Source organism: Nonomuraea sp. B5E05 (genome assembly GCF_039880665.1).
Taxonomy (GTDB): Bacteria; Actinomycetota; Actinomycetes; order Streptosporangiales; family Streptosporangiaceae; genus Nonomuraea.
Map to the genome: position 1 here is coordinate 403,603 of NZ_JBDPMJ010000005.1, position 20,523 is coordinate 424,125.

Consider the following 20,523-nt stretch of genomic DNA (forward strand, 5'->3'; position numbering starts at 1 on the left):
TCCCCTTCCAGGCCTTTGTAGTTGATCTTATGAGTGGAGAAGACCGGTGAGCGCGAGCGGCGGAACAAAAGCGATCATTGCGGCGTTGGTCGCTAACTTGTCCATTGCCGTGGCCAAGTTCGTGGCGGCGTTCTTCACCGGGTCGTCGTCGATGCTGGCCGAGGGCATCCACTCGGTCGCCGACTCGGGCAACCAGGTGCTGCTCCTGGTCGGCGGCAAGCGTGCGGCCCGCGCCAGCACCAAGGAACACCCTTTCGGCTACGGTCGCGAGCGCTATTTCTACGCGTTCGTGGTGGCGGTGGTGCTGTTCGCGATCGGCGCGCTCTTTTCGCTGTACGAGGGCTACCACAAGCTGACCCACGCCGAGCCCCTCACATCGCCCGCCTGGGCGTTCGGCGTGCTGATCTTCGCGATCATCGCTGAGATCTTCTCGTTCCGGACGGCCATCAAGGAGGCCAACCTGGTGCGCGGCGGTCAGGGGTGGGTCTCGTTCATCCGCAGGTCCAAGTCGCCAGAGCTGCCGGTCATCCTGCTGGAGGACCTGGGCGCGCTGCTCGGCCTGATCTTCGCTCTCTTCGGCGTCACGATGGCCGTGGTGACGGGCAACCCCGTCTGGGATGCCATCGGCACCCTGATGATCGGCACCCTGCTCGCCATCATCTCGGTCGTGCTGGCCGTGGAGACCAAGTCGCTGCTGGTCGGCGAGGGCGCCTCGCCGGAGGTGGAGAATCAGATCCGCCGCGCGCTGGAGAGCGCGCCCGAGGTGGACCGGATCATCCACATGCGCACGCTGCACCTCGGCCCGGAGGAACTGCTCGTGGGCGCCAAGATCGCGGTCTCGCACGACGAGACGGCCGGCGAGGTGGCGCGCGGCATCGACGAGGCCGAGCAGCGCATCCGCGCGGCCGTGCCGATCGCCAGGGTCATTTACCTCGAGCCCGACCTCGACCGGTCCCGTACGCCCGCCTCCTGAGCGCCGCCCGGCCTCGACCGGTCCCGCGCGCCCGCTTCCTGGGCGCCGCCGGACGTACGCAGCAGCCGCAGGGCCTTCTCCTTCTCGAAGTCGAGGGCCCTGCGGGGCACCTGGATGCGCCCGATCCGCACCCCGAGGTCGCGCACGGCCGCCGCCACCGCCGGCTCGCTCAGCACCCGCAGCGCGAACGCCAGCTCGGCCGGCGACACGTCGAACCGTTTTTCCAGCTCGACGCCCTGTGCCACGGCGGCCAGCTCCTCGGGACCGAACCGCCGGTGCGCCCCCTGCTCCCGCACAGGGGGCAGCAGGCCGAGTGCCTCCCGGTAACGGAGCATCCGCGGGGACATGCCGAGCCGCTTGGCGGCTTCCGTGATGCGCATCCTTACATTCTTACGTCAGTTTCACCCCTCCCGGCGTGCGTCGTCGTACGAACGGTGCCTAGACTCGTCGGCGACAACCATCAGTGACGCGAGGGGAAACCCGATGGACTTCAAGGTCGCAGACCTTTCACTTGCCGACTTCGGTCGTAAGGAGATCCGGCTCGCCGAGCACGAGATGCCCGGCCTCATGGCCGTGCGCCGCGACTACTCGGACACGCGACCTTTGGCGGGCGCGAAGATCATGGGCTCCCTGCACATGACGATCCAGACCGCCGTCCTCATCGAGACGCTGGTGGCGCTCGGAGCCGAGGTCCGCTGGGTCAGCTGCAACATCTTCTCCACGCAGGACCACGCCGCCGCCGCGGTGGTCGTCGGGCCCGACGGCACCGTCGACGACCCGAAGGGCGTGCCGGTCTTCGCCTGGAAGGGCGAGACCCTGGAGGAATACTGGTGGTGCACCGAGCAGGCGCTGACCTGGCCTGACGGCGGCGCCCCCAACATGATCCTCGACGACGGCGGCGACGCCACGCTGCTGGTGCACAAGGGCGCCGAATACGAGAAGGCCGGCGCCGTGCCCGCCGCCACCGCCGACGACCCAGAAGAGTGGCACGTCATCATCGACCTGCTCAACCGCACGGTCGGCGCCGACAAGAAGTGGACCAGGATCGCCGAGAGCATCAAGGGCGTCACCGAGGAGACCACCACCGGCGTGCACCGCCTCTACGAGATGCACAAGAACGGCCAGCTCCTCTTCCCGGCCATCAACGTCAACGACTCGGTCACCAAGTCCAAGTTCGACAACAAGTACGGCTGCCGCCACTCCGTCATCGACGGCCTCAACCGCGCCACCGACGTGCTCATCGGCGGCAAGGTGGCCGTGGTCTGCGGCTACGGCGACGTCGGCAAGGGCTGCGCCGACGCGCTGCGCGGCCAGGGCGCCCGCGTGATCGTCACCGAGATCGACCCGATCTGCGCGCTCCAGGCGGCCATGGACGGCTACCAGGTGACCACGCTGGACGAGGTCGTCGGCACCGCCGACATCTTCGTCACCGCCACGGGCAACTTCAACATCATCACCGCCGACCACATGGCGCGGATGAAGCACCAGGCGATCGTCTCCAACATCGGCCACTTCGACAACGAGATCGACATGGCCGGCCTCGCCAAGCTGCCCGGCATCCAGCGCAACACCATCAAGCCCCAGGTCGACGAGTGGGTCTTCGCCGACGGCCACACGATCCTCGTGCTCGCCGAGGGCCGCCTGATGAACCTCGGCTGCGCGACCGGCCACCCGAGCTTCGTCATGTCCAACTCGTTCACCAACCAGGTGATCGCCCAGATCGAGCTGTTCACCAAGACGGCCGACTACCCGATCGGCGTCTACACGCTGCCGAAGCACCTCGACGAGAAGGTCGCCCGCCTGCACCTCGACGCCCTCGGCGTCAAGCTCACCGAGCTCACCAAGGAGCAGGCGGCCTACATCGGCGTCCACGTCGAGGGCCCGTACAAGCCCGACCACTATCGCTACTGATCCTTCGGGAGCTCCTCCGCTGTCATCGGGGGCTTCTCCGTTTCACCACCGCTCCGAGAGGGCTCTCCCCTCGGAGCGGTGCGCGCTCCCGCGGAGCGCACCAACCCCATCTTTTACGGCAGGCCAAGTCACCCGCACGCGCCGACGCCGCTTCCGTCCGTCATGGCCGGTCGTGAAGGCTCACGGGAATCTCGCCGTTACGAGCGCGTTCTTGGCCGTCTTCTTCGGTTACAGGTGAGCCATGGACGTCTGGGAAAGCGGTGAGCGGCAGATCTCGTGGGCCGCGCGTTCGATGCCGGTGTTGACGGCGATCGGCGAGCGCTTCGGCCTGGAACGGCCGCTGGACGGGGTGAAGATCGCGGCCTGCCTGCACGTCACCGCCGAGACGGCCGTCCTCATGGGAGCGCTGAAGGCGGGGGGCGCCGAGATCGCGCTCGCCGCCTCCAACCCGCTGTCGACGCGGGACGATGTGGCCGAGGCGTTGCGTACGTACGGGATCGCGGTGCACGCGCGGGCCGGCGTCGACCGGCCGACCTACTACCGGCACATCCACCAGGCGCTCGATTTCGGGCCCGACCTCGTGCTCGACGACGGGTGCGACCTGGTGAACATCCTGCACACCGAGCGTACCGACCTGCTCGACGGCGTCGGCGGCGGCTGCGAGGAGACCACCACGGGGATCATCAGGCTGCGCCAGATGACCGCGGAGCACGCGCTGAAGTTCCCGGTCGTGGCCGTGAACGACACCCGCACCAAGCGCATGTTCGACAACCGCTACGGCACCGGGCAGTCGACGCTCGACGGGATCATGCGGGCCACCAACATCATGCTCGCGGGGCGCACGGTGGTCGTGGCCGGGTTCGGGTTCTGCGGGCGCGGGGTGGCCGAGCGGGCCAAGGGCTTCGGCGCGCGGGTGATCGTCACCGAGATCGACGCCGTTAAGGCGCTCGACGCGACGCTGCAGGGCTACGAGGTGCGGCCGATGGCGCAGGCGGCGCTGCTCGGCGACCTGTTCATCACCGTGACCGGCAACCGCGACGTGATCAGGGCCGAGCACCTGGCCGCCATGAAGGACGGCGCGATCCTGGCCAACGCGGGACACTTCGACGTGGAGATCGACGTGCGAGCGCTGGACGAGCTGGCCGTCGAGGTGATCCGTGGCGTGCGGCCCAACACCGACGAGTACGTCATGCCCGACGGGCGCCGCCTGCTGCTGCTCGCCGAGGGCCGGCTGGTCAACCTGACGGCCGCCGAGGGGCACCCGGCCGCGGTCATGGACATGTCGTTCTCGGCGCAGGCCCTGGCTGTGGCGTGGCTGGCCGGAGAGCGGGCGCGCCTGGAGCCGGGCGTCTATGACGTGCCGCCGGAGATCGACCACGAGGTGGCCAGGCTCAAGCTGGCCGCCACCGGCATCGGCATCGACGAGCTCACCGCCGAGCAGGAGGACTACCTGCACTCCTGGCGCGTCGGCTCCTGAGAGGCGGACCTTCTCGCTCGCGGCTCCTGAGGGGCGGCGCTTCGGCTGCGGCGTCGCTACAGCGCCGCCTGCATCTCGCGCATGCGGCGGATCTCGGCCATCTGGGTGACGCTCACGTCGCCGGCCAGCTCCTCGATCCTGATGTGGGAGCCGCTGCTCAGCACCTTCTCCGACATCGTGATCGCCCCCTGGTGGTGGTTGATCATGAGCTGCAGGAACATCCGGTCGAAGTCCTTGCCCGTCGCCGCCCGCAGCGCCTCCAGCTGCTCCGGCGTTGCCATGCCGGGCATGCCGTCGTGCGCCGCGTGGTGGTCGGGCACCTTCTGCTCCTGCTCCCGCAACCACGTGGTCATGTACTGGATCTCGGGGGCCTGGGCCGCCTTGATCCGGTCGGCCAGGCTCTTCACCTTGGCCGACTCCGCCCTGGTCGGGGCCAGCAGCGCCATGTCCAGGGCCTGCCGGTGATGGACGATCATGTCCTGGACATAGGTCACGTCGGCGGCGTTGGGGGTGGGGGAGGGCACTGCGGTGGCGGCCTCGGCCGGCGAGAGTGTCCTGTCCTGCTCGCCCGGGCGGCCGGGCGCGATCACGGGGGCGGTCGAGCCGGCCCGTGGCGCCTGAGGTGACGTGCTGGAGCTGCAGCCGGTGAGGGTGACGACCGTGGCCATGACGACAATGAGCGCGGCGCGCACCCAGCCTCCCTGACAAACGTGGTGGAGAATGCGCACTCTAAGTCATGAACCCCGGTTGGGAAAGAGGTCGAACCGGAACAAAAATTGACAGATTGGACGCTGGTCAACGGCGGTGAAGAGAGCGACCATAACGGAGGTTTATGCCCCCTTTATCGGAGGTCCCCGAGTGTTCACCCGCCGCAGGGTCCTCATCCTGGTCGCGGCCCTGGTCGCGCTGGCCGGCGCCACCCTGCCGGTCCAGGCTGCGGACATCCCGGCTCCTGGCGAGATCGTCATGAGCCCGAACATCAAGCACGTCACGAACGTGCCCAAACCCGAGGCCCTGGCCGACATCCACACGGACATGGCCTTCCAGGGTGACTACGCGTACGTCGGGAACTACTACGGCTTCTCGATCTACGACATCCGCAACCCCAAGCGAACCTCGCTCGTCAGCTCCGTGGTCTGCCCCGGCGGCCAGATGGACGTGAGCGTCCACGGCGACCTGCTGTTCGGCTCGGTCGACTCCTCGCGTAACGACGACTCGTGCAACAGCACCTCGCAGCCCGCCTCCGTCAAGGAGTCGTGGGAGGGCGTACGCATCTTCGACGTCTCCGACAAGTCCCACCCGAAGTACATCAAGGCGGTCGAGACGAACTGCGGCTCGCACACGCACACCCTGGTCCCCGACCGGCGGGGGCGCAACGTCTACATCTACGTCTCCTCCTACGGCCCGAGCGACGCGTTCCCCGACTGCCGGACGCCGCACGACCTCATCTCGATCATCAAGGTGCCGCTGCGGAACCCGTCCGCCGCCACCGTCATCGCGACGCCCAACCTGTTCCCCGACGGCGGCTACCCGGGCAAGCAACTGCCCTATCCCGACGGCAGGTCCGCCACCACGGGCTGCCACGACATCACCGCCTACCCGGAGAAGGGCATCGCGGCGGGCGCCTGCATGGGTGAGGGCATCCTGCTCGACATCCGTGACCCCGAGCGGCCCAAGGTCACCGCGACCGCGCGCGACGAGGAAAACTTCGCCTTCTGGCACTCGGCCACGTTCAACAACGAGGGCACGAAGGTGATCTTCACCGACGAGCTCGGCGGTGGCGGCGCGGCCACCTGCAACGAGGCCATCGGGCCCAACCGGGGCGCCAACGCCTACTTCGACATCAAGCGGGGACAGCTCGTCTTCAGGAGCTACTTCAAGATCCCCAGGCACCAGGACGACAGCGAGAACTGCGTCGCCCACAACGGCTCGCTGATCCCCGTGAAGGGCCGCGACATCATGGTGCAGGCGTGGTACCAGGGCGGCATCTCGGTGGTCGACTTCACCGACTCGGCGCACCCGCAGGAGATCGCCTACTTCGAGCGAGGCCCCGACAACACCGCGCCGGCGCTCAGCGGCGGCTTCTGGTCGGCCTACTACTACAACGGCCACATCTACGGCTCCGACTTCAACCTGGGCCTCGATGTGCTGAAGATCAACGACTGGCGTACGAACCGGGCGAACGGCGTCAAGATGCGCGAGCTCAACGCGCAGACCCAGACGTCCTACCCCGAGCGTGGCCACGGTCACCACTGACCGGCCGCCGGTCCCGTACGAAGGAGGCATCCCGCATGTCCAGCCCGCGCCGTGTCCTCACGATGGCCGGGGCAGCCGTCGCCCTGCTCCTCACCGCGTTACCCGCGACCGCCAGTGACATCCCGCCACCTGACGCCGTCGTCACCAGCCCCAACGTGACCCACGTCAGGAACGTCCCCAAGCCGGACGCCATCGCCTCGACCATCAACACCGACATCGCCTTCCAGGGCGGCTACGCCTACGTCGGCAACTACGGCGGCTTCTCCATCTACGACATCAGGAACCCCAAGAAGGCCAGGGCCGTGAGCTCCGTCGTCTGCCCCGGCGGGCAGATGGACGTCAGCGTCTACGGCGACCTGCTGTTCGCCGCCGTCGACAGCTCCCGCAGCGACGACTCCTGCGCCAGCACGGACCGGCCCGCGTCCGAGAAGGACGCCTGGGAAGGCGTTCGCATCTTCGACATCTCCAACAAGACCAGGCCGAGGTACGTCAAGGCGGTCGAGACGGCCTGCGGCTCCCACACCCTGACCCTGGTGCCGGGCAAGGGCCGCGACCGGAACAAGAACGTCTACGTCTACGTCTCCTCGTACCTGCCGGCGGCGAACTTCCCCGACTGCCGGCCGCCGCACGACAAGATCTCGATCATCAAGGTGCCGCTGCGCCACCCGGAGGCCGCCCACGTCGCGGCCACCCCGGTCGTCTTCCCCGACGGCGGCAACGAGGACCAGCCCGGCCTGCTCATCCCCACCACCGGCTGCCACGACATCACCGCGTACGCCGAGAAGGACATCGCGGCGGGCGCGTGCATGGGCGACGGCGTGCTGTTCGACATCTCCGACAGGCTCGACCCGAAGGTCACCGCCAGGACCACCGACCCCAACTTCGCCTTCTGGCACTCGGCGACCTTCAGCAACAACGCCAAGAAGGTCGTCTTCACCGACGAGCTCGGCGGCGGGGGCGCGGCCACCTGCAACGAGGCCACCGGCCCGAACCGCGGCGCCGACGCGATCTACGACATCGCGCGCGGGCAACTCGTCTTCAAGAGCTACTTCAAGATCTCCCGTCACCAGGACGACAGCGAGAACTGCGTCGCCCACAACGGCTCGCTGATCCCCGTCAAGGGCCGCGACATCATGGTCCAGGCGTGGTACATGGGCGGGCTGTCGGTCTGGGACTTCACCGACTCCACCAACCCCAGGGAGATCGGCTACTTCGAACGCGGCCCCCGCTCGGGCGGCGGTGGCGGCGGCATCTGGTCCGCCTACTACTACAACGGCTACATCTACGCGGCCGACTTCCACGAGGGCTTCGACGTCGTCAAGATCGACGACCGGCTCACGGACAGCGCCAGGCACGTGCGTACCGACCGGTTCAACGCGCAGACGCAGGAGTCCTACCACAACGGATGGCATTGAGTTCGTTGCTGCGCTCCCTCACGTGTTCATGGCCTCACTCCGCTCGGCGGGTTCGGTCGCCAGATGCCGCCGTCTTCCCCCGCTCTGGTCGCTGCGCTCCCGGCGCTCCTCCAGACGACGGCGCTCCCTCACTGGGGCGGCGCGAACCCGCCCGGGGTCGCCTGTGGCGGCTCCGGCGCGGGGGCGGGCGCGCCGGGCGGCAGGTGGGGAGCCGCCGGAGGAGGCCCTGGCTGCGCGTAGGGGCCGTACGAACCCGGCGGCGGAGGGCCGGGCTGTGGATATGAGCCCGGCGGCGGAGGGCCGGGCTGCGGGTACGGGACCGGCGAGGGCGGCGCGTACGGGCCCTGGGGCGCGCCGCCGTTTGCCGCCCGCTGCGCGAACCGGGCCTGCTCCCGGCGGCGGCGCTCGGCCAGGACGGCGCTCAGGTAGGCGTACGGCGGCGTCCCGGCAGGGGCCGCGGGGGAGACGAAGGACGCCACCTGGGTCGCGATGCGCACGCCCATCTCGTGCTGGACCTGCGGCGACAGGTCAGCCCAGCGCAACAGATATTGTCTGGCCGCCTGCGCCACCTCGTCGGGCAGCTGGGAGAGCTCCAGCGTGGCCGCCCAGCTCGCCAGCGGCGGCGGCATCATGATGACCTGCCCCGCGTCGCGCGGCGCCCGGTCTGAGATCACGATGGTGCCCGCGAACACGTCGCCCAGCCGCTTGCCCCGCTGCGAGACCAGCGAGGCGATCAGTGCCGGCGCGCCGGCGAGCAGCCAGAACTCCACCACCCCGGCCAGCCCGCGGAACAGTGCCTGCCTGAAGCGCTCGGGGCTGCCGTCGTCGCTGACCACCCGGAGCCCGAGCGCCAGCTTGCCGAGGCTGCGGCCCCTGGTGACGGACTCGAAGATCACGGGATAACCGATCATCACCAGCACCATCAGCACGATCATGACAGCGCTGAACATGGCCAGATCCGTGACGCCGGCGAACGCTCCTAAGAGCGCGTAGGCGCCGAGCATCGCCGTGAACTGCACCGCCATGTCAATGACGACCGCCAGCGCCCGCGAGGGCATCTGGGCCACCCGCACTTCGACGACGACGGCGTCGCCGGTCACAACCTCCGACATAAGTGGAGCCTAACGGCTATGTCGCACTGATTGAGCGGCCAGAATGTTCGGGTGGACATCGATGCTTTCGTCGCGGCGCACCGCCCCGTGTGGGACCGGCTCGACTACCTGGTGAAGAATCGTTCGTCGTTGACGGGCGTCGAGGTGGACGAGCTGGTCGACCTGTATCAGCGGGTTTCGACGCATCTGTCCATCGTGCGCTCCTCGTCGAACGACCCGATGCTGGCCGGGCGGCTGTCCGCGCTGGTGGCCAGGGCCAGGTCCGCGGTGACCGGCGCGCACACGCCGGCCTGGCGGGAGCTGACGAGGTTCTTCACGGTGACGTTCCCCGTGGTGGCCTACCGGGCCCGGTGGTGGTGGCTGGCGAGCTCGGCCGCGTTCCTGGTGGTCGCGTTCGTGATGGGCACGTGGGTCGCGAACAACCCCGAGGTCCAGGCCGCCATCGCCAGCCCTGAGGAGATCACCCAGCTGGTCGAGGAGGACTTCGCCGACTACTACTCGGAGAATCCCGCCGCGTCCTTCGCCAGCCGCGTGTGGGTGAACAACGCGTGGGTCTCGGCGTTGATGATCGCCTATTCGGTGCTGCTGGGGCTGCCGATCCCGTACGCGCTCTACGCCAACGCCGAGAACGTCGCCGTCTCCGGCGGCCTCATGGCCTCCAGGGACAAACTGGATATCTTCTTCGGTCTCATCATGCCGCACGGGCTCCTGGAGCTGACCGCGGTGTTCCTCGCGGCGGCCGTCGGCATGCGCCTGGGCTGGACGGTCGTCGACCCCGGCCCCCGCAAGCGGGTCGAGGCGCTGGCCGAGCAGGGCAGGGCGGTGATGAGCGTGGCGCTCGGACTGGTCGTGGTGCTGTTCGTGTCGGGGCTGATCGAGGCGTTCGTGACCCCGTCAGGGCTGCCGACGTGGGCGCGGGTGGGCATCGGGGTGCTCGCCGAGGCGGTCTTCCTGACGTACGTGATCGTCTTCGGCCGCCGGGCGCTGGCGCGGAACGAGACCGGCGACCTCGAACGCGCCCCCGACGTCGCTCCGTCAGCCTGACGGCAGGCGATCGGGGGCGCCCTGCCGCACCCGGCCTCCGCGGCGTCCTCCTGGGCCTCGCCTTCGCGGCGTCCTCCGGTGTCAGAGGCGTCCTGCTGCCTTCAACGCCAGGTACGCGTCCGCGAGCGCGGGCGCGATGTCGTCCGGCGCCGCGTCGACCACCTCGACCCCGTGCCGGCGCAGCCTGGCGGTGATGCGCCTGCGCCCGAGCTGCGCGTGCTCGGCGGCGGCCGCGTCGTAGACCTCCTCGGTCGAGTCGCGGCGGCCGGCCATGGCCGCCACCCGCGGATCGGAAACCCCGGCGACCAGCACCAGGTGCCGCGCGGACAACTGCGGCAGCACCGGCATCAGCCCTTCGTCCAGGGCCGCCGAGTTGAGGTCGGTCAGCAACACGACCAGGCAGCGCCGCTTCGCCCTGGACAGGATGGCGGCCACCATGCCCTGCGAGTCGGCCTCGATCAGCTCCGCCTCGATCGGCGCCATCGCGTTGACCAGCGACGACAACAGTTCGGTACGCGACTCGCCGCTCACCCACGCGCGTACCGCCCGGTCGTAGGCCAGGAAGTCCACCTGGTCGCCGGCCCTGGCGGCCAGGGCGGCCAGCAGCAGCGCGGCGTCCATCGACCAGTCGAGCCGCGGCCAGCCGGGAGCCGGCCGCGGATCGGGTCGCGCCAGCAGCCCGCCGCCTCCTCCCCCCGCGCCGGCCAGAGGGATCGGCGCGTCACCCACCCGGCCCGCCGAGGTGCGGCCGGTGTCGAGCACGATCAGCACGCGGCGGTCACGCTCGGGACGCCAGGTGCGCACCACGACGTCGTGGCGGCGCGCGGTGGCCCGCCAGTCGATGGAGCGTACGTCGTCGCCCACCACGTATTCGCGCAGCGAGTCGAACTCGGTGCCCTGCCCGCGCACCAGCGCCGGATGTTGCCCGTCCAGCTCGCGCAGCCTGGCCAGCCTGGAGGGCAGATGCTTGCGCGACAGGAACGGCGGCAGCACCCGCACCGACCACGGAGCCCGGTGGCTGCCCTGGCGGGCGGCCAGGCCGAGCGGCCCGACCGAGCGCACCGTGACCGCCACGGACGTCCGGTCGCCGCGCCTGGTCGGATCGAGGGTCACCACGATCTTGCGACGCTCGCCGGCCGGCACGTCCAGCGGGGCGACACGGGGCGAGGCTCCCGCGGAGGGCTGCCAGGCGTCCCTGAGCACGCCGCGTACGCGCCGGGGACCCGGATTCTCCACCACCAGCTCCACCGTGGCCCGCTGGCCCAGGCGCATCAGGGTCTCGCCGGAGCGGTGGAACCTCAGCGGGCGCACCGCGCCGGCGAACACCAGGTCCACGATGATCGCGGCGGCCAGCAGCAGGCACACCCCGGCCAGCGCGGGCCCCGGCAGAGGCGCGAACATCACCACCAGGATCCCGATCGCCGCGAGAAGCCCGGCACGTCCGGTCAGTGCCATGGGTCGCTCACCCTCCTCACTCGCTGCGCGGAGTGCCTCCTGCGTCGGCCCTCCACTCCGCTCGCTGCGTCGGGTTCGCTCCGTGCCATCAGTCGCTCCTCCCGTCAGCGGGGGACGGGGACGGAGGCGAGGATGCCGTCGAGCAGGCCGTCCGCGGTCGCCCCCTCCAGCTCGGCCTCGGGCCGGAGCTGGACGCGGTGCCGCAGCGCGGGCCTGGCCAGCGCCTTCACGTCGTCGGGCGTGACGTACTGGCGCCCGGACAACCACGCCCACGCCCGGGAGGCCGCGAGCAGGGCGGTGGCGCCGCGCGGCGAGACGCCGAGTTGCAGCGCCGGCGAGCTCCTGGTGGCGCGGGCGACGTCGACGATGTAGCCGAGCACCTCCGGAGCCACGTGCACGCCGGCCACCGCCTCCCGGCCCGCGGCCAGGTCGGCGGCCGTGGCGACGGCCTTGACCTCCGACAGGTCGCGGGGGTCGAAGCCGCGGGCGTGCCGGTCGAGCACCGAGATCTCCTGCTCGCGCGGCGGCAGCGGCACGGTCAGCTTGACGAGGAACCGGTCGAGCTGCGCCTCGGGAAGCTGGTAGGTGCCTTCGTACTCGACGGGGTTCTGGGTGGCGCACACCACGAAGGGGTCGGGCAGCGCCCGGGCCGCGCCCTCGACGCTGACCTGCCGCTCCTCCATCGCTTCGAGCAGGGCGGCCTGCGTCTTCGGCGGGGTGCGGTTGATCTCGTCGGCGAGCAGCAGGTTGGTGAACACCGGGCCCTCGCGGAACTCGAACCGCGCCGTCTTCGCGTCGTAGATCAGCGACCCTGTCACGTCGCCCGGCATCAGGTCGGGCGTGAACTGCACCCGCTTGAAGTCGAGCGACAGGGCCGCCGAGATAGTGCGCACCAGCAGCGTCTTGGCCACGCCCGGCACGCCTTCGAGGAGCACGTGGCCCTTGCACAGCAGCGCGATGACCATGCCCGTCACCACCGCGTCCTGCCCGACCACGGCCTTGGACACCTCGGTGCGCAACGCCGCCAGCGCCTCTCTCGCCGAGTCGCCCGAACTCGTCACGCGGTAGGTCTCGTCAAAGTTCACTCAACTGCCTTTCGATCAAGTCCAAGTATCCGGCCAGTTCGACGAGCCCGGCGTCGTCCGCCGGCGGCGGGCCGTACAGTGCCGCGCCGAGCTGGTGCGGGTCCTCCACCGTGCGGGCGGCGAGCGCCGCGACGACCTCATGCGGCCCCGCGCCGTGGCCGAGCCCCAGCCTGGCCGTGAGCCGGTCGATCGTGCCCGCGCGCAGCGCGGCGGCCGCGCGTTCCCTGGCGTGCCTGGCCCGGTAGAGCCGGCCACGCCCCTCGACCGTTTCGGCGGCCCTGACGACGACGGGCAGCTTCTCCACCACCACCGGCCCGAGCCGCCTGCCCCGCCAGAACGCCGTGAGCGCCACGGCGATGATCGCCATGAAGATGACCCAGCGGACGTTGCCGGGCATCAGGTCGTACATCGACTGGCCCTGCTCGCCGGCCAGCTCCCTGGGCGGCGGGTTGTCCGGGGGGACGAGCCAGGTCACGGGCTTGCCGGTGCTGAGGAGGTTGAGCGCGAGCGCCGCGTTGCCGTCCTCGGCCAGCCGCTGGTTGGTCATGAAGCCGCCGTCGCCGACGACGGTGGTGACGCCCCCGCCGTTGGCGTAGCTGACCAGCGTGTGCCCGTCGCCCGCCGGGTAGCAGCCGGTCGAGCCGGGCGGGCCGCGGAAGGCGACGCCGCCCATGTAGGCGCTGCCGGCGGCCTGGGCGGCGGGCAGCCGGCACTCGGCCTCGCGCGATCGGGGCCGCGCGGGTTGGGGCAGCGTGCGCACGCCGGGAGCCAGGGCGGGCAGGCCGATGACGTCGCCGACGATCAGCCGGTCGCCGGGGAGCTCGGCGAGGCGGCGCTGGTCGACGTACGCCTGGTCGGTGATGAGCAGCAGGCGGTCGCCCGTGGCGGCCTTGTCGACGGCGGCCTGGGTGGAGTCGACCCGGTCGACGGTGACGCCCTTCTCGCGCAGCAGCTCGGCCAGGGCCCTGGAGCCCGTCAGCGAGGTGTCGTCGGGGTCCAGAGGCCGTGCGGGGCGCCCGCCGGAGCCGAGCAGCACGCTCGCCACCGCCGCGAGCACGACGACCAGGCCGAGCAGCACGATGAGCCGGCCGGCGCGCCAGGTGGAGCGGGGGGTCGGGGAGGTCGGCCGGGAACCGGCGGCCGGAGGGGTCGTGGTCACGCTCATGAGGCCCCTCCGCTCCCCGGCCACGGGCTCGCGCCAGGCGCCGCAGAAGCGGGGGACACGATGGGGACCGGGCGGGCCTGGCTGACGCGGTCGTCGAGGCCGGCCATCCGCGTATAGGCGTCGCGGGTGCCGGGCACCCCGCCGTACGTGACGTCGTCGAACGAGCGGGCCGCCGCGGCCAGCTCGTCCGCGAAGCCCGGAAGGGAGACGGCGGCCTCGGCGGCCAGCTCGTCGGCCGTGCGCCCGGGCATTCCGTCGACGAGCGCGCGCTCCTCCAGGTCGCGGGCGATGGCACGGAGGCGTTCCTGGACGGCGGGAGTCCACTGCCCTTCGCCGGCCAGCCTTTCCGCCGCCTGCCGGTGCTCGGCCGCGCTCATCGCCCGCTCGCCGAACAGCGCGCCCGTCTCCGGCGCGTTCTTACGCGCGGACCTGCGCAGCTGCCACGAGATCAGCACGATCACCCCCAGGATGATCAGCACGATCACCACGGACGCGATGATCCCGCCGGCCGAGCCGCCGCCCGTGGCCGCGTCGATCAGGTCGCCCAGGAACTGCATGACCCACCGGTAGATCCGGTCGGGCAGCGACTCCGTCTCGTAGGCGGGGTCGAGCAGCTCGCGTGCTGCCTGCCGCGCGGCCTCCTCCCTGTCGATCGGGCTCACGACCTGGCGGAGTTGGACGGGTGCCAGAGCTCGTCGGCGGAGGCGTGCACCCAGCCCTGGCGCTGCTGCTCGATGGCCGCGGTCTGCAGGACGAGGTCGAACGCCTCACTCCGCATGCGGCGGTCGGCGTAGAGCAGACCGGCGACCCCCGCCTCGAACGGATAGACGAACATGGCGCTCAGCGTGCCGCCGATGGCGATCAGCACGGCCGACACGACCGCCGTGGCCGCCGATCCCGCGCCGAGCATGCCGAAGAGCGTGCCCGCGATCGTGAACGGCACCGACAGGATGCCCGCCACGAGCCCGACGAGCAGCGAGGTGAGCAGCAGGATGCCGAACACCCGCCAGAAGTCGCCGGTCACCAGGTGCCACGAGCGGCGCATGGCGTCGATCGGGCTGCGGCCCTCGAGGACCACGGCGGGCGAGGCGAACGCGAAGCGGGTCCTCATGAACAGGTAGTAGCCGATGTACACGACGATGAACAGGATGCTCAGCAGGGCCAGCCAGCCGAAGTCGCCGGCGCCGGCGTTGAGCGAGAAGGCCACGATGAGCAGCACGAGGACGAGGGCGGGCACCAGCATGATCGCGGCCATCAGCCCCACCACGCCGAACAACGCCGGCACCCGGCCCTTGACCAGCTGCCAGGCCTCGCCGGCGGTGAGTTTGCCGCCGAAGACGGCCCGGCCGAGGATGCGGGTCAGCACGCCGGTCAGCAGGGTGACCACGACGAACTGGATGGCGTAGGAGATCAGGGTGCCGCCGTACTGGGCGGCGAAGCCGTACAGGCCGGTGAGCTCGCCCTGCGTGGCGACCAGGCTGTCGGGGTCGGCGAGCGCGCTGCCCACGGAGTTGAGCAGGAACGCCTGCCCCACCGCCAGGGGCACGGACGCGAGCAGGGCGGCGACGGCCGACAGGCCGAGCACGGCTTTCGGGTTGGACCTGATGAGCTTGATCGTGCCGTCGAGCAGGTCGCCGAGTTGCAGCGGGCGCAGCGGGATGATGCCCGGCCGGAGCGCGGGCGGCGGCGGCATGGCGCCGTATCCGGGCTGAGGATACGGATGTTGCGGATAAGGCGGCTGCGGCCCGTGCGGCGGCTGCGGCCCGTAGGGAGCTCCGTGAGGGGATTGTTGGTGCGAGCCCGGCGCGGTCCACGGGGAGGCCGGCGGGGCGCTGTAGGGCGGGGGCTGTTCGGCCGACCAGCCTGATGGCGTCTCGGGCGTGGGACCGTGACCGTCTGACATATCCCCAATCCTGGCATGCTGGGCGGGACATTGGTGTCGCCCAGTGGAGCCGGGCTGATCCGACGCCCCGGCTTGGCCGCATTCTTCGGCGAATCCGGCCCATGTTCGCGTCCAGGGATGGCAGAAAGTTGCTCTGTTACCGCAGACTGAGATGGCGATCGCGGGGGCGGACCGGAAATTCGCCTTTTGCGGGGCTCCGAGTCACACTCATGAGCTCGCCGAGGGTAACCTTCAGCGATCGTGCGGGTATGTCCCAGAATGCGTAGAACGAATGAGGGGCCATGAAAGGTCGCGTGCTGGTCGTCGATGACGACGCCGCTCTCGCCGAGATGTTGGGGATCGTGTTGCGGGGGGAGGGTTTCGAGCCGTCATTTGTCTCCGACGGTGACAAAGCCCTTGACGCTTTCCGGGATACACGCCCCGACCTGGTGCTGCTCGACCTGATGTTGCCGGGGGCCGACGGCATCGACGTCGCGCGCAGGATCAGGGCGGAGTCGGGCGTTCCGATCGTCATGCTCACGGCCAAGAGCGACACGATCGACGTCGTACTCGGGCTGGAGTCAGGTGCCGACGACTACATCGTCAAGCCGTTCAAGCCGAAGGAACTGGTCGCCAGGGTACGCGCGCGCCTGCGCCGCACCGACGAGCCGACCCCCGAGATCCTGCAGATCGGCGACATCACCATCGACGTGGCGGGACACTCGGTCAAGCGCGGCGAGGAGACCATCAACCTCACGCCGCTCGAGTTCGACCTGCTCGTCGCGCTGGCCCGCAAGCCGCGCCAGGTGTTCACCCGCGAGGTCCTGCTCGAGCAGGTGTGGGGCTACCGGCACGCGGCCGACACGCGCCTGGTCAACGTGCACGTCCAGCGGCTCAGGGCCAAGATCGAGAAGGACCCCGAGCACCCCGAGATCGTCGTGACCGTCCGCGGCGTGGGCTACAAAGCCGGACCCGCCTGACCTCCGCCCACCCCTGCGATGCCCCCGACCACGAAGACGAGAACACGCAGGCGTACGCTCCGCCAGATTCTCGGCGGAGCGCGCCGGCGGGTTCGTCGTGCGGCGGGCAGGACACGCAGCGTGTGGCGGCGCTCGCTGCAACTCCAGGTCGTCACCAGCACGCTGGTGATCTCCGTGATCGTGGTGGTGGTGCTCGGCACCTTCCTGTTCGGCCAGATCAACAAGTCGGTGGTCGACAGCAGCCAGCAGTCCTCCGTCAGCGACGCGTTCGCCGACCGCCTGCAGATCGCCGACGCCCTCGCCCCCGACACGGACGAGCAGACCAAGACCGCCGACACCGCCAAGAGCGGCGCGGTCAACCCGCTGGACGAGGTCATGGACACCGTCACGGGCTCGGGCGAGGACGGCTCCAAGAAGCGCTACGACGTGCTGATCCTCAACCCGGCCATCCCGGGCCAGTCGCGGGCCTCGGGCAGCGTCGTGCGCTCCAGCGTGCCGCCCAGCCTCAGGGCGAACCTGCAGCGCTACATGCGCAACCACGAATACGGCAAACCCGTCGGAATCCATCAGCAGATCAAGTTTCCCGGCGAGAGCCAGCCCCGGCTCACCTTCGTGGTCGGCGGCGTGGTGCACGTGCCCACCAGCGGCCAGAACTACGAGGTCTACCACTTCTTCCCGTTCACCGAGGAAGAGGAACTGCTCACCAACGTCAGGCTCGCCATCGTCGTGGTGGGCCTCGGCCTCGTGCTGCTGCTCGCCGCGATCGCGTACCTGGTCGCCCGCCAGGTCGTCTCTCCCGTACGGCTCGCTCGCCAGGCCGCCGAACGTCTGGCCGCCGGCAAGCTGGACGAACGCCTCAAAGTGCGCGGCGAGGACGACCTGGCCCGGCTGGCCAACTCGTTCAACGAGATGGCCGCCAACCTGGCGCTGAAGATCCACCAGCTGGAGGAGCTCTCGCAGGTCCAGCGGCAGTTCGTCTCCGACGTCTCCCACGAGCTGCGCACCCCGCTGACCACCGTGCGCATGGCCGCCGACCTGCTCTACGACGCCCGCGAGGACTTCGACCCGATGGCCTCCCGCTCCGCCGAGCTCATGCAGGCGCAGCTGGAGCGGTTCGAGGCGATGCTGGCCGACCTGCTGGAGATCAGCCGCTACGACGCCGGCGCCGCCACGCTCGACCTCGAGCCGGTGGACGTGCGCGACGTCGTGCTGCGGGCCATCGGCGACTCCGAGGCGCTGGCCGAGCGCCACTCGACCCGCTTCGAGCTGCGGCTGCCCAACGAGCCGTGCATGGCCGAGATCGACAACCGCAGGGTCGAGCGCATCCTGCGCAACCTGCTGTTCAACGCGATCGAGCACGGCGAGGGCAGGGACGTCGTGGTCACCGTGGGCGCCGACAGGGACGCCGTCGCCATCGCCGTGCGCGACCACGGGATCGGCCTGAAGAACGGCGAGGACACGCTGGTCTTCGACCGGTTCTGGCGGGCCGACCCCTCGCGTGCGCGCACCATCGGCGGCACGGGGCTCGGGCTGGCGATCTCCCGCGAGGACGCCACGCTGCACGGCGGCTGGCTCCAGGCGTGGGGGCAGCCGGGCGAGGGGTCGCAGTTCAGGCTGACGCTGCCCCGGGCGGCAGGGGCCGACCTGAAGGGCTCGCCGCTGTCGCTGGTGCCACCGGAGATCGAGATGCGGCGTACGTGGCGCGGCGCCATGACACCCGTACTGCTGCCCGCCTCGGCGGACGGGGGCGGTCATGACGACGATTAGGCGGCTTGGCACCGCGGTCGCGATCGTTCTCGCCATGGTCGCCGCGGGCACCGGGTGCACCGTGATCCCCGTGACCGGCCCGTACATGGTGGGTGACGACGGCACCGGAGGCGACCCGCTGAACAAGCCGTTCCAGCGCATGATCGCCATGCCGCCCCAGCCGAACTGGGGGCCCGAGGACACCATCAAGGGCCTGCAGGCCGCCATGGCCGCCTATGCCGACGACCCGTCGATCCTGCCCCAATACCTGACCCCCGAGGCACGGGCCAAGTGGAGCGCCGCCGGCCCGGTGAAGGTGATCGAGGACGCGTTCGAGATCACCTACCCCACGCCGCGCGACGGCACGGAGACCGTGCTGCAGGTGACGCTCAAGGCCCAGTGGGTGGCCAGCATCGGGACCGACGACGCCTATGCCCCCACCGCCGGCACCTGGGACGGCGGGACGTTCGAGCTGGTCAAGACCCAGCAGGGCGGCTACCTCGTCAACAAGTTGCCCGCCGGGCTCCTGCTCACCAACTCCGACGTGGTGCGCGCGTACCGCCCCGCGAACCTCTACTACCTGAACGCCGACATGCCGGACCGGCTCGTCGTCGACCGCGTGCGCCTGCGGATGAAGCCGACGGAGAGCTTCGCGCGGACCATTCTCGAACGCCTGCTCAAAGAGCCCACCACGGCCCTTCGCGACGCGGTGACCACGAGTTTCCCCGAGGACACGACGATCGAGTCCATCAGGTGGAACGAGGAGCGCGTGCTGGTCAACCTCTCCGGCCCGCTCGATCCGCTCGACCTGAGCGCGGAGGCCGCACTCAGGGCGCAGATCAGGCACAGCTTCGCCGACAACGACGTCGCCAAGGGGCGCATCATCGAGATCCAGGTCGACGGCGAGACGTACGCCGTCGACCGGCCCGACCCCGCCGACCCCTGGCTGGACGACGGGGGCGACACCGCCTACTTCGTCGACAACGGCGCCGTGCACTTCATGGGCAAGGAAGGTCCCGCCGGCGCCGTGCCGGGCGCCGCGGGCGAGCAGCGCGCCGGCTACACCGACTTCGCCCTGTCGAAGGAGGAGACCGGCCTCATCGCCGCCAAGACCTCCACCGGCATCTCCATGGCCAAGCTCGCGCAGGACGGGCGCTGGCAGGAGGTCATCCAGGGCACGGAGCTCACGCCTCCGACCTTCCACCGGGACGGGAGCCTGTGGACGTACGACAACAAGAACGGCGTCCTGCTCCGGTACGACCCGGCGAGCGGGCGGGAGCCCGAGCGGGTCCCGGCGCCCAAGCTCGCCGGCCTTGACGTCGCCCGCCTGAGGATCGCCAGGGACGGCGTACGGGTGTCCGTCACCACGGGCGAGAACACCGTGCAGATCGGCGCGTTCACCCCGACCTCCGACGGGCTCGTGCTCGGCAACTTCCGCAGCCTGGCCACGACCGAGGTGGGAGACGAGATCGTCGACGTGACCTGGAGCGACGACGAGCACCTGCTGGTCCTGGTGGAGAGCAAGGCCGGGCAGATACTGAACGAGATCAACGTGGGCGACGGGGAGACGGTGGGGGTGCCGTTGAAGGACCGGCTCGCCTCGCTCGCGGCGCTGGACGACCGGGTGCTGGGAGAAGTGAGGACCGACAAGGAGACGAAGATCGTCGAGCTGAACCAGGACCGCCAGACCTGGGTCCCGAAGGTCGAGTCCAACGCCGGCAGCCCTCTCTTCCCCCTGGGCTGACCTGCCGCTCCGCCGCTGCTCGCCGGTCCGCCGGAGTTCGCCGCCGCGTGGTCGCCGGGAACTGTCGGTGCCGGGCGGCATGCTGGGCGGCGTGGTGACCGCCGTTCTCGATCTGGTTCTCCCCGGCACGTGCGCCGGCTGCGGCGCCAAGGCCCGGGTTCGACGTAATTCGGGGCTCCTAGAGGGCACTGTGGCCTGAACGTGCAGGTCAGCAGCTGAGGGCGGACCTCCCGGGCCGAAACTGCCTAGAGACGCGATTTTGATGATTCGCCTGTACT

At 70.2% G+C, this 20,523-nt stretch carries 17 protein-coding genes; 9 read left to right on the forward strand and 8 right to left on the reverse strand.

What is annotated here, in order from left to right:
* Window positions 1-46: 46 nt before the first annotated feature.
* Window positions 47-973: a cation diffusion facilitator family transporter gene (locus tag ABGB01_RS12845; protein ID WP_347773488.1), complete on the forward strand. Its 927-nt coding sequence runs from the start codon at window positions 47-49 to the stop codon at window positions 971-973.
* Here ABGB01_RS12845 and ABGB01_RS12850 read toward each other — a convergent pair.
* The gene (locus ABGB01_RS12850; protein WP_347773489.1) at window positions 928-1,353 is read right to left on the reverse strand and encodes a MerR family DNA-binding transcriptional regulator; all 426 of its coding nucleotides are present in this window, start codon (window positions 1,351-1,353) and stop codon (window positions 928-930) included. The two genes, ABGB01_RS12845 and ABGB01_RS12850, sit on opposite strands and share 46 nt — an antisense overlap.
* Before the next feature lie 103 nt (window positions 1,354-1,456).
* Here ABGB01_RS12850 and ahcY point away from each other — a divergent pair, with 103 nt between their 5' ends.
* On the forward strand, window positions 1,457-2,884 hold the full coding sequence (gene ahcY / locus ABGB01_RS12855; RefSeq protein ID WP_347773490.1) for an adenosylhomocysteinase: 1,428 nt from the start codon (window positions 1,457-1,459) through the stop codon (window positions 2,882-2,884).
* Window positions 2,885-3,125: 241 nt separating this feature from the next.
* A complete protein-coding gene (locus ABGB01_RS12860; protein WP_347773491.1) occupies window positions 3,126-4,361 on the forward strand; it encodes an adenosylhomocysteinase in 1,236 nt (411 codons plus the stop codon).
* Window positions 4,362-4,417: 56 nt separating this feature from the next.
* Here the strand turns inward: ABGB01_RS12860 and ABGB01_RS12865 are convergent, their stop codons facing one another.
* Window positions 4,418-5,053: a DUF305 domain-containing protein gene (locus tag ABGB01_RS12865; protein ID WP_347773492.1), complete on the reverse strand. Its 636-nt coding sequence runs from the start codon at window positions 5,051-5,053 to the stop codon at window positions 4,418-4,420.
* Between the two features lie 166 nt (window positions 5,054-5,219).
* On the opposite strand from ABGB01_RS12865, the gene ABGB01_RS12870 reads away from it, so the two are divergent.
* Both ABGB01_RS12870 and ABGB01_RS12875 read left to right on the forward strand, forming a co-directional pair.
* Window positions 5,220-6,617 carry a hypothetical protein gene (locus tag ABGB01_RS12870; protein ID WP_347773493.1) on the forward strand — a complete coding sequence of 466 codons (1,398 nt, stop codon included), beginning with the start codon at window positions 5,220-5,222 and terminating at the stop codon, window positions 6,615-6,617.
* Between the two features lie 35 nt (window positions 6,618-6,652).
* Window positions 6,653-8,032: a hypothetical protein gene (locus tag ABGB01_RS12875; RefSeq protein ID WP_347773494.1), complete on the forward strand. Its 1,380-nt coding sequence runs from the start codon at window positions 6,653-6,655 to the stop codon at window positions 8,030-8,032.
* A gap of 128 nt (window positions 8,033-8,160) precedes the next feature.
* Here the strand turns inward: ABGB01_RS12875 and ABGB01_RS12880 are convergent, their stop codons facing one another.
* A complete protein-coding gene (locus ABGB01_RS12880; RefSeq protein WP_347773495.1) occupies window positions 8,161-9,144 on the reverse strand; it encodes an RDD family protein in 984 nt (327 codons plus the stop codon).
* Between the two features lie 51 nt (window positions 9,145-9,195).
* On the opposite strand from ABGB01_RS12880, the gene ABGB01_RS12885 reads away from it, so the two are divergent.
* On the forward strand, window positions 9,196-10,188 hold the full coding sequence (locus ABGB01_RS12885; RefSeq protein ID WP_347773496.1) for a stage II sporulation protein M: 993 nt from the start codon (window positions 9,196-9,198) through the stop codon (window positions 10,186-10,188).
* 81 nt (window positions 10,189-10,269) lie between these two features.
* On the opposite strand, the gene ABGB01_RS12890 is transcribed toward ABGB01_RS12885, so the two are convergent.
* The 5 genes from ABGB01_RS12890 to ABGB01_RS12910 all read right to left on the reverse strand — a co-directional run bounded on the left by ABGB01_RS12890 (window position 10,270) and on the right by ABGB01_RS12910 (window position 15,586).
* Entirely contained in the window at window positions 10,270-11,643 is a 1,374-nt protein-coding gene (locus ABGB01_RS12890) for a DUF58 domain-containing protein (protein WP_347773497.1), read from the reverse strand.
* 104 nt (window positions 11,644-11,747) lie between these two features.
* On the reverse strand, window positions 11,748-12,728 hold the full coding sequence (locus ABGB01_RS12895; RefSeq protein ID WP_347773498.1) for a MoxR family ATPase: 981 nt from the start codon (window positions 12,726-12,728) through the stop codon (window positions 11,748-11,750).
* A complete protein-coding gene (locus ABGB01_RS12900; protein ID WP_347773499.1) occupies window positions 12,718-13,893 on the reverse strand; it encodes a DUF4350 domain-containing protein in 1,176 nt (391 codons plus the stop codon). The genes ABGB01_RS12895 and ABGB01_RS12900 overlap by 11 nt, the downstream gene beginning before the upstream one ends.
* Window positions 13,890-14,555: a DUF4129 domain-containing protein gene (locus tag ABGB01_RS12905; RefSeq protein ID WP_347773500.1), complete on the reverse strand. Its 666-nt coding sequence runs from the start codon at window positions 14,553-14,555 to the stop codon at window positions 13,890-13,892. The genes ABGB01_RS12900 and ABGB01_RS12905 overlap by 4 nt, the downstream gene beginning before the upstream one ends.
* Window positions 14,552-15,586 carry a glycerophosphoryl diester phosphodiesterase membrane domain-containing protein gene (locus ABGB01_RS12910; protein WP_347773501.1) on the reverse strand — a complete coding sequence of 345 codons (1,035 nt, stop codon included), beginning with the start codon at window positions 15,584-15,586 and terminating at the stop codon, window positions 14,552-14,554. The genes ABGB01_RS12905 and ABGB01_RS12910 overlap by 4 nt, the downstream gene beginning before the upstream one ends.
* A 491-nt stretch (window positions 15,587-16,077) precedes the next feature.
* Here ABGB01_RS12910 and mtrA point away from each other — a divergent pair, with 491 nt between their 5' ends.
* The 3 genes from mtrA (at window position 16,078) to ABGB01_RS12925 (ending at window position 20,245) form a co-directional block, all read left to right on the forward strand.
* Entirely contained in the window at window positions 16,078-16,755 is a 678-nt protein-coding gene (mtrA, locus tag ABGB01_RS12915; protein ID WP_043620615.1) for an MtrAB system response regulator MtrA, read from the forward strand.
* Between the two features lie 120 nt (window positions 16,756-16,875).
* Window positions 16,876-18,522: an MtrAB system histidine kinase MtrB gene (gene mtrB / locus ABGB01_RS12920; protein ID WP_347773502.1), complete on the forward strand. Its 1,647-nt coding sequence runs from the start codon at window positions 16,876-16,878 to the stop codon at window positions 18,520-18,522.
* A complete protein-coding gene (locus tag ABGB01_RS12925) occupies window positions 18,509-20,245 on the forward strand; it encodes an LpqB family beta-propeller domain-containing protein (RefSeq protein ID WP_347773503.1) in 1,737 nt (578 codons plus the stop codon). The genes mtrB and ABGB01_RS12925 overlap by 14 nt, the downstream gene beginning before the upstream one ends.
* The last annotated feature ends 278 nt before the right edge of the window (window positions 20,246-20,523 follow it).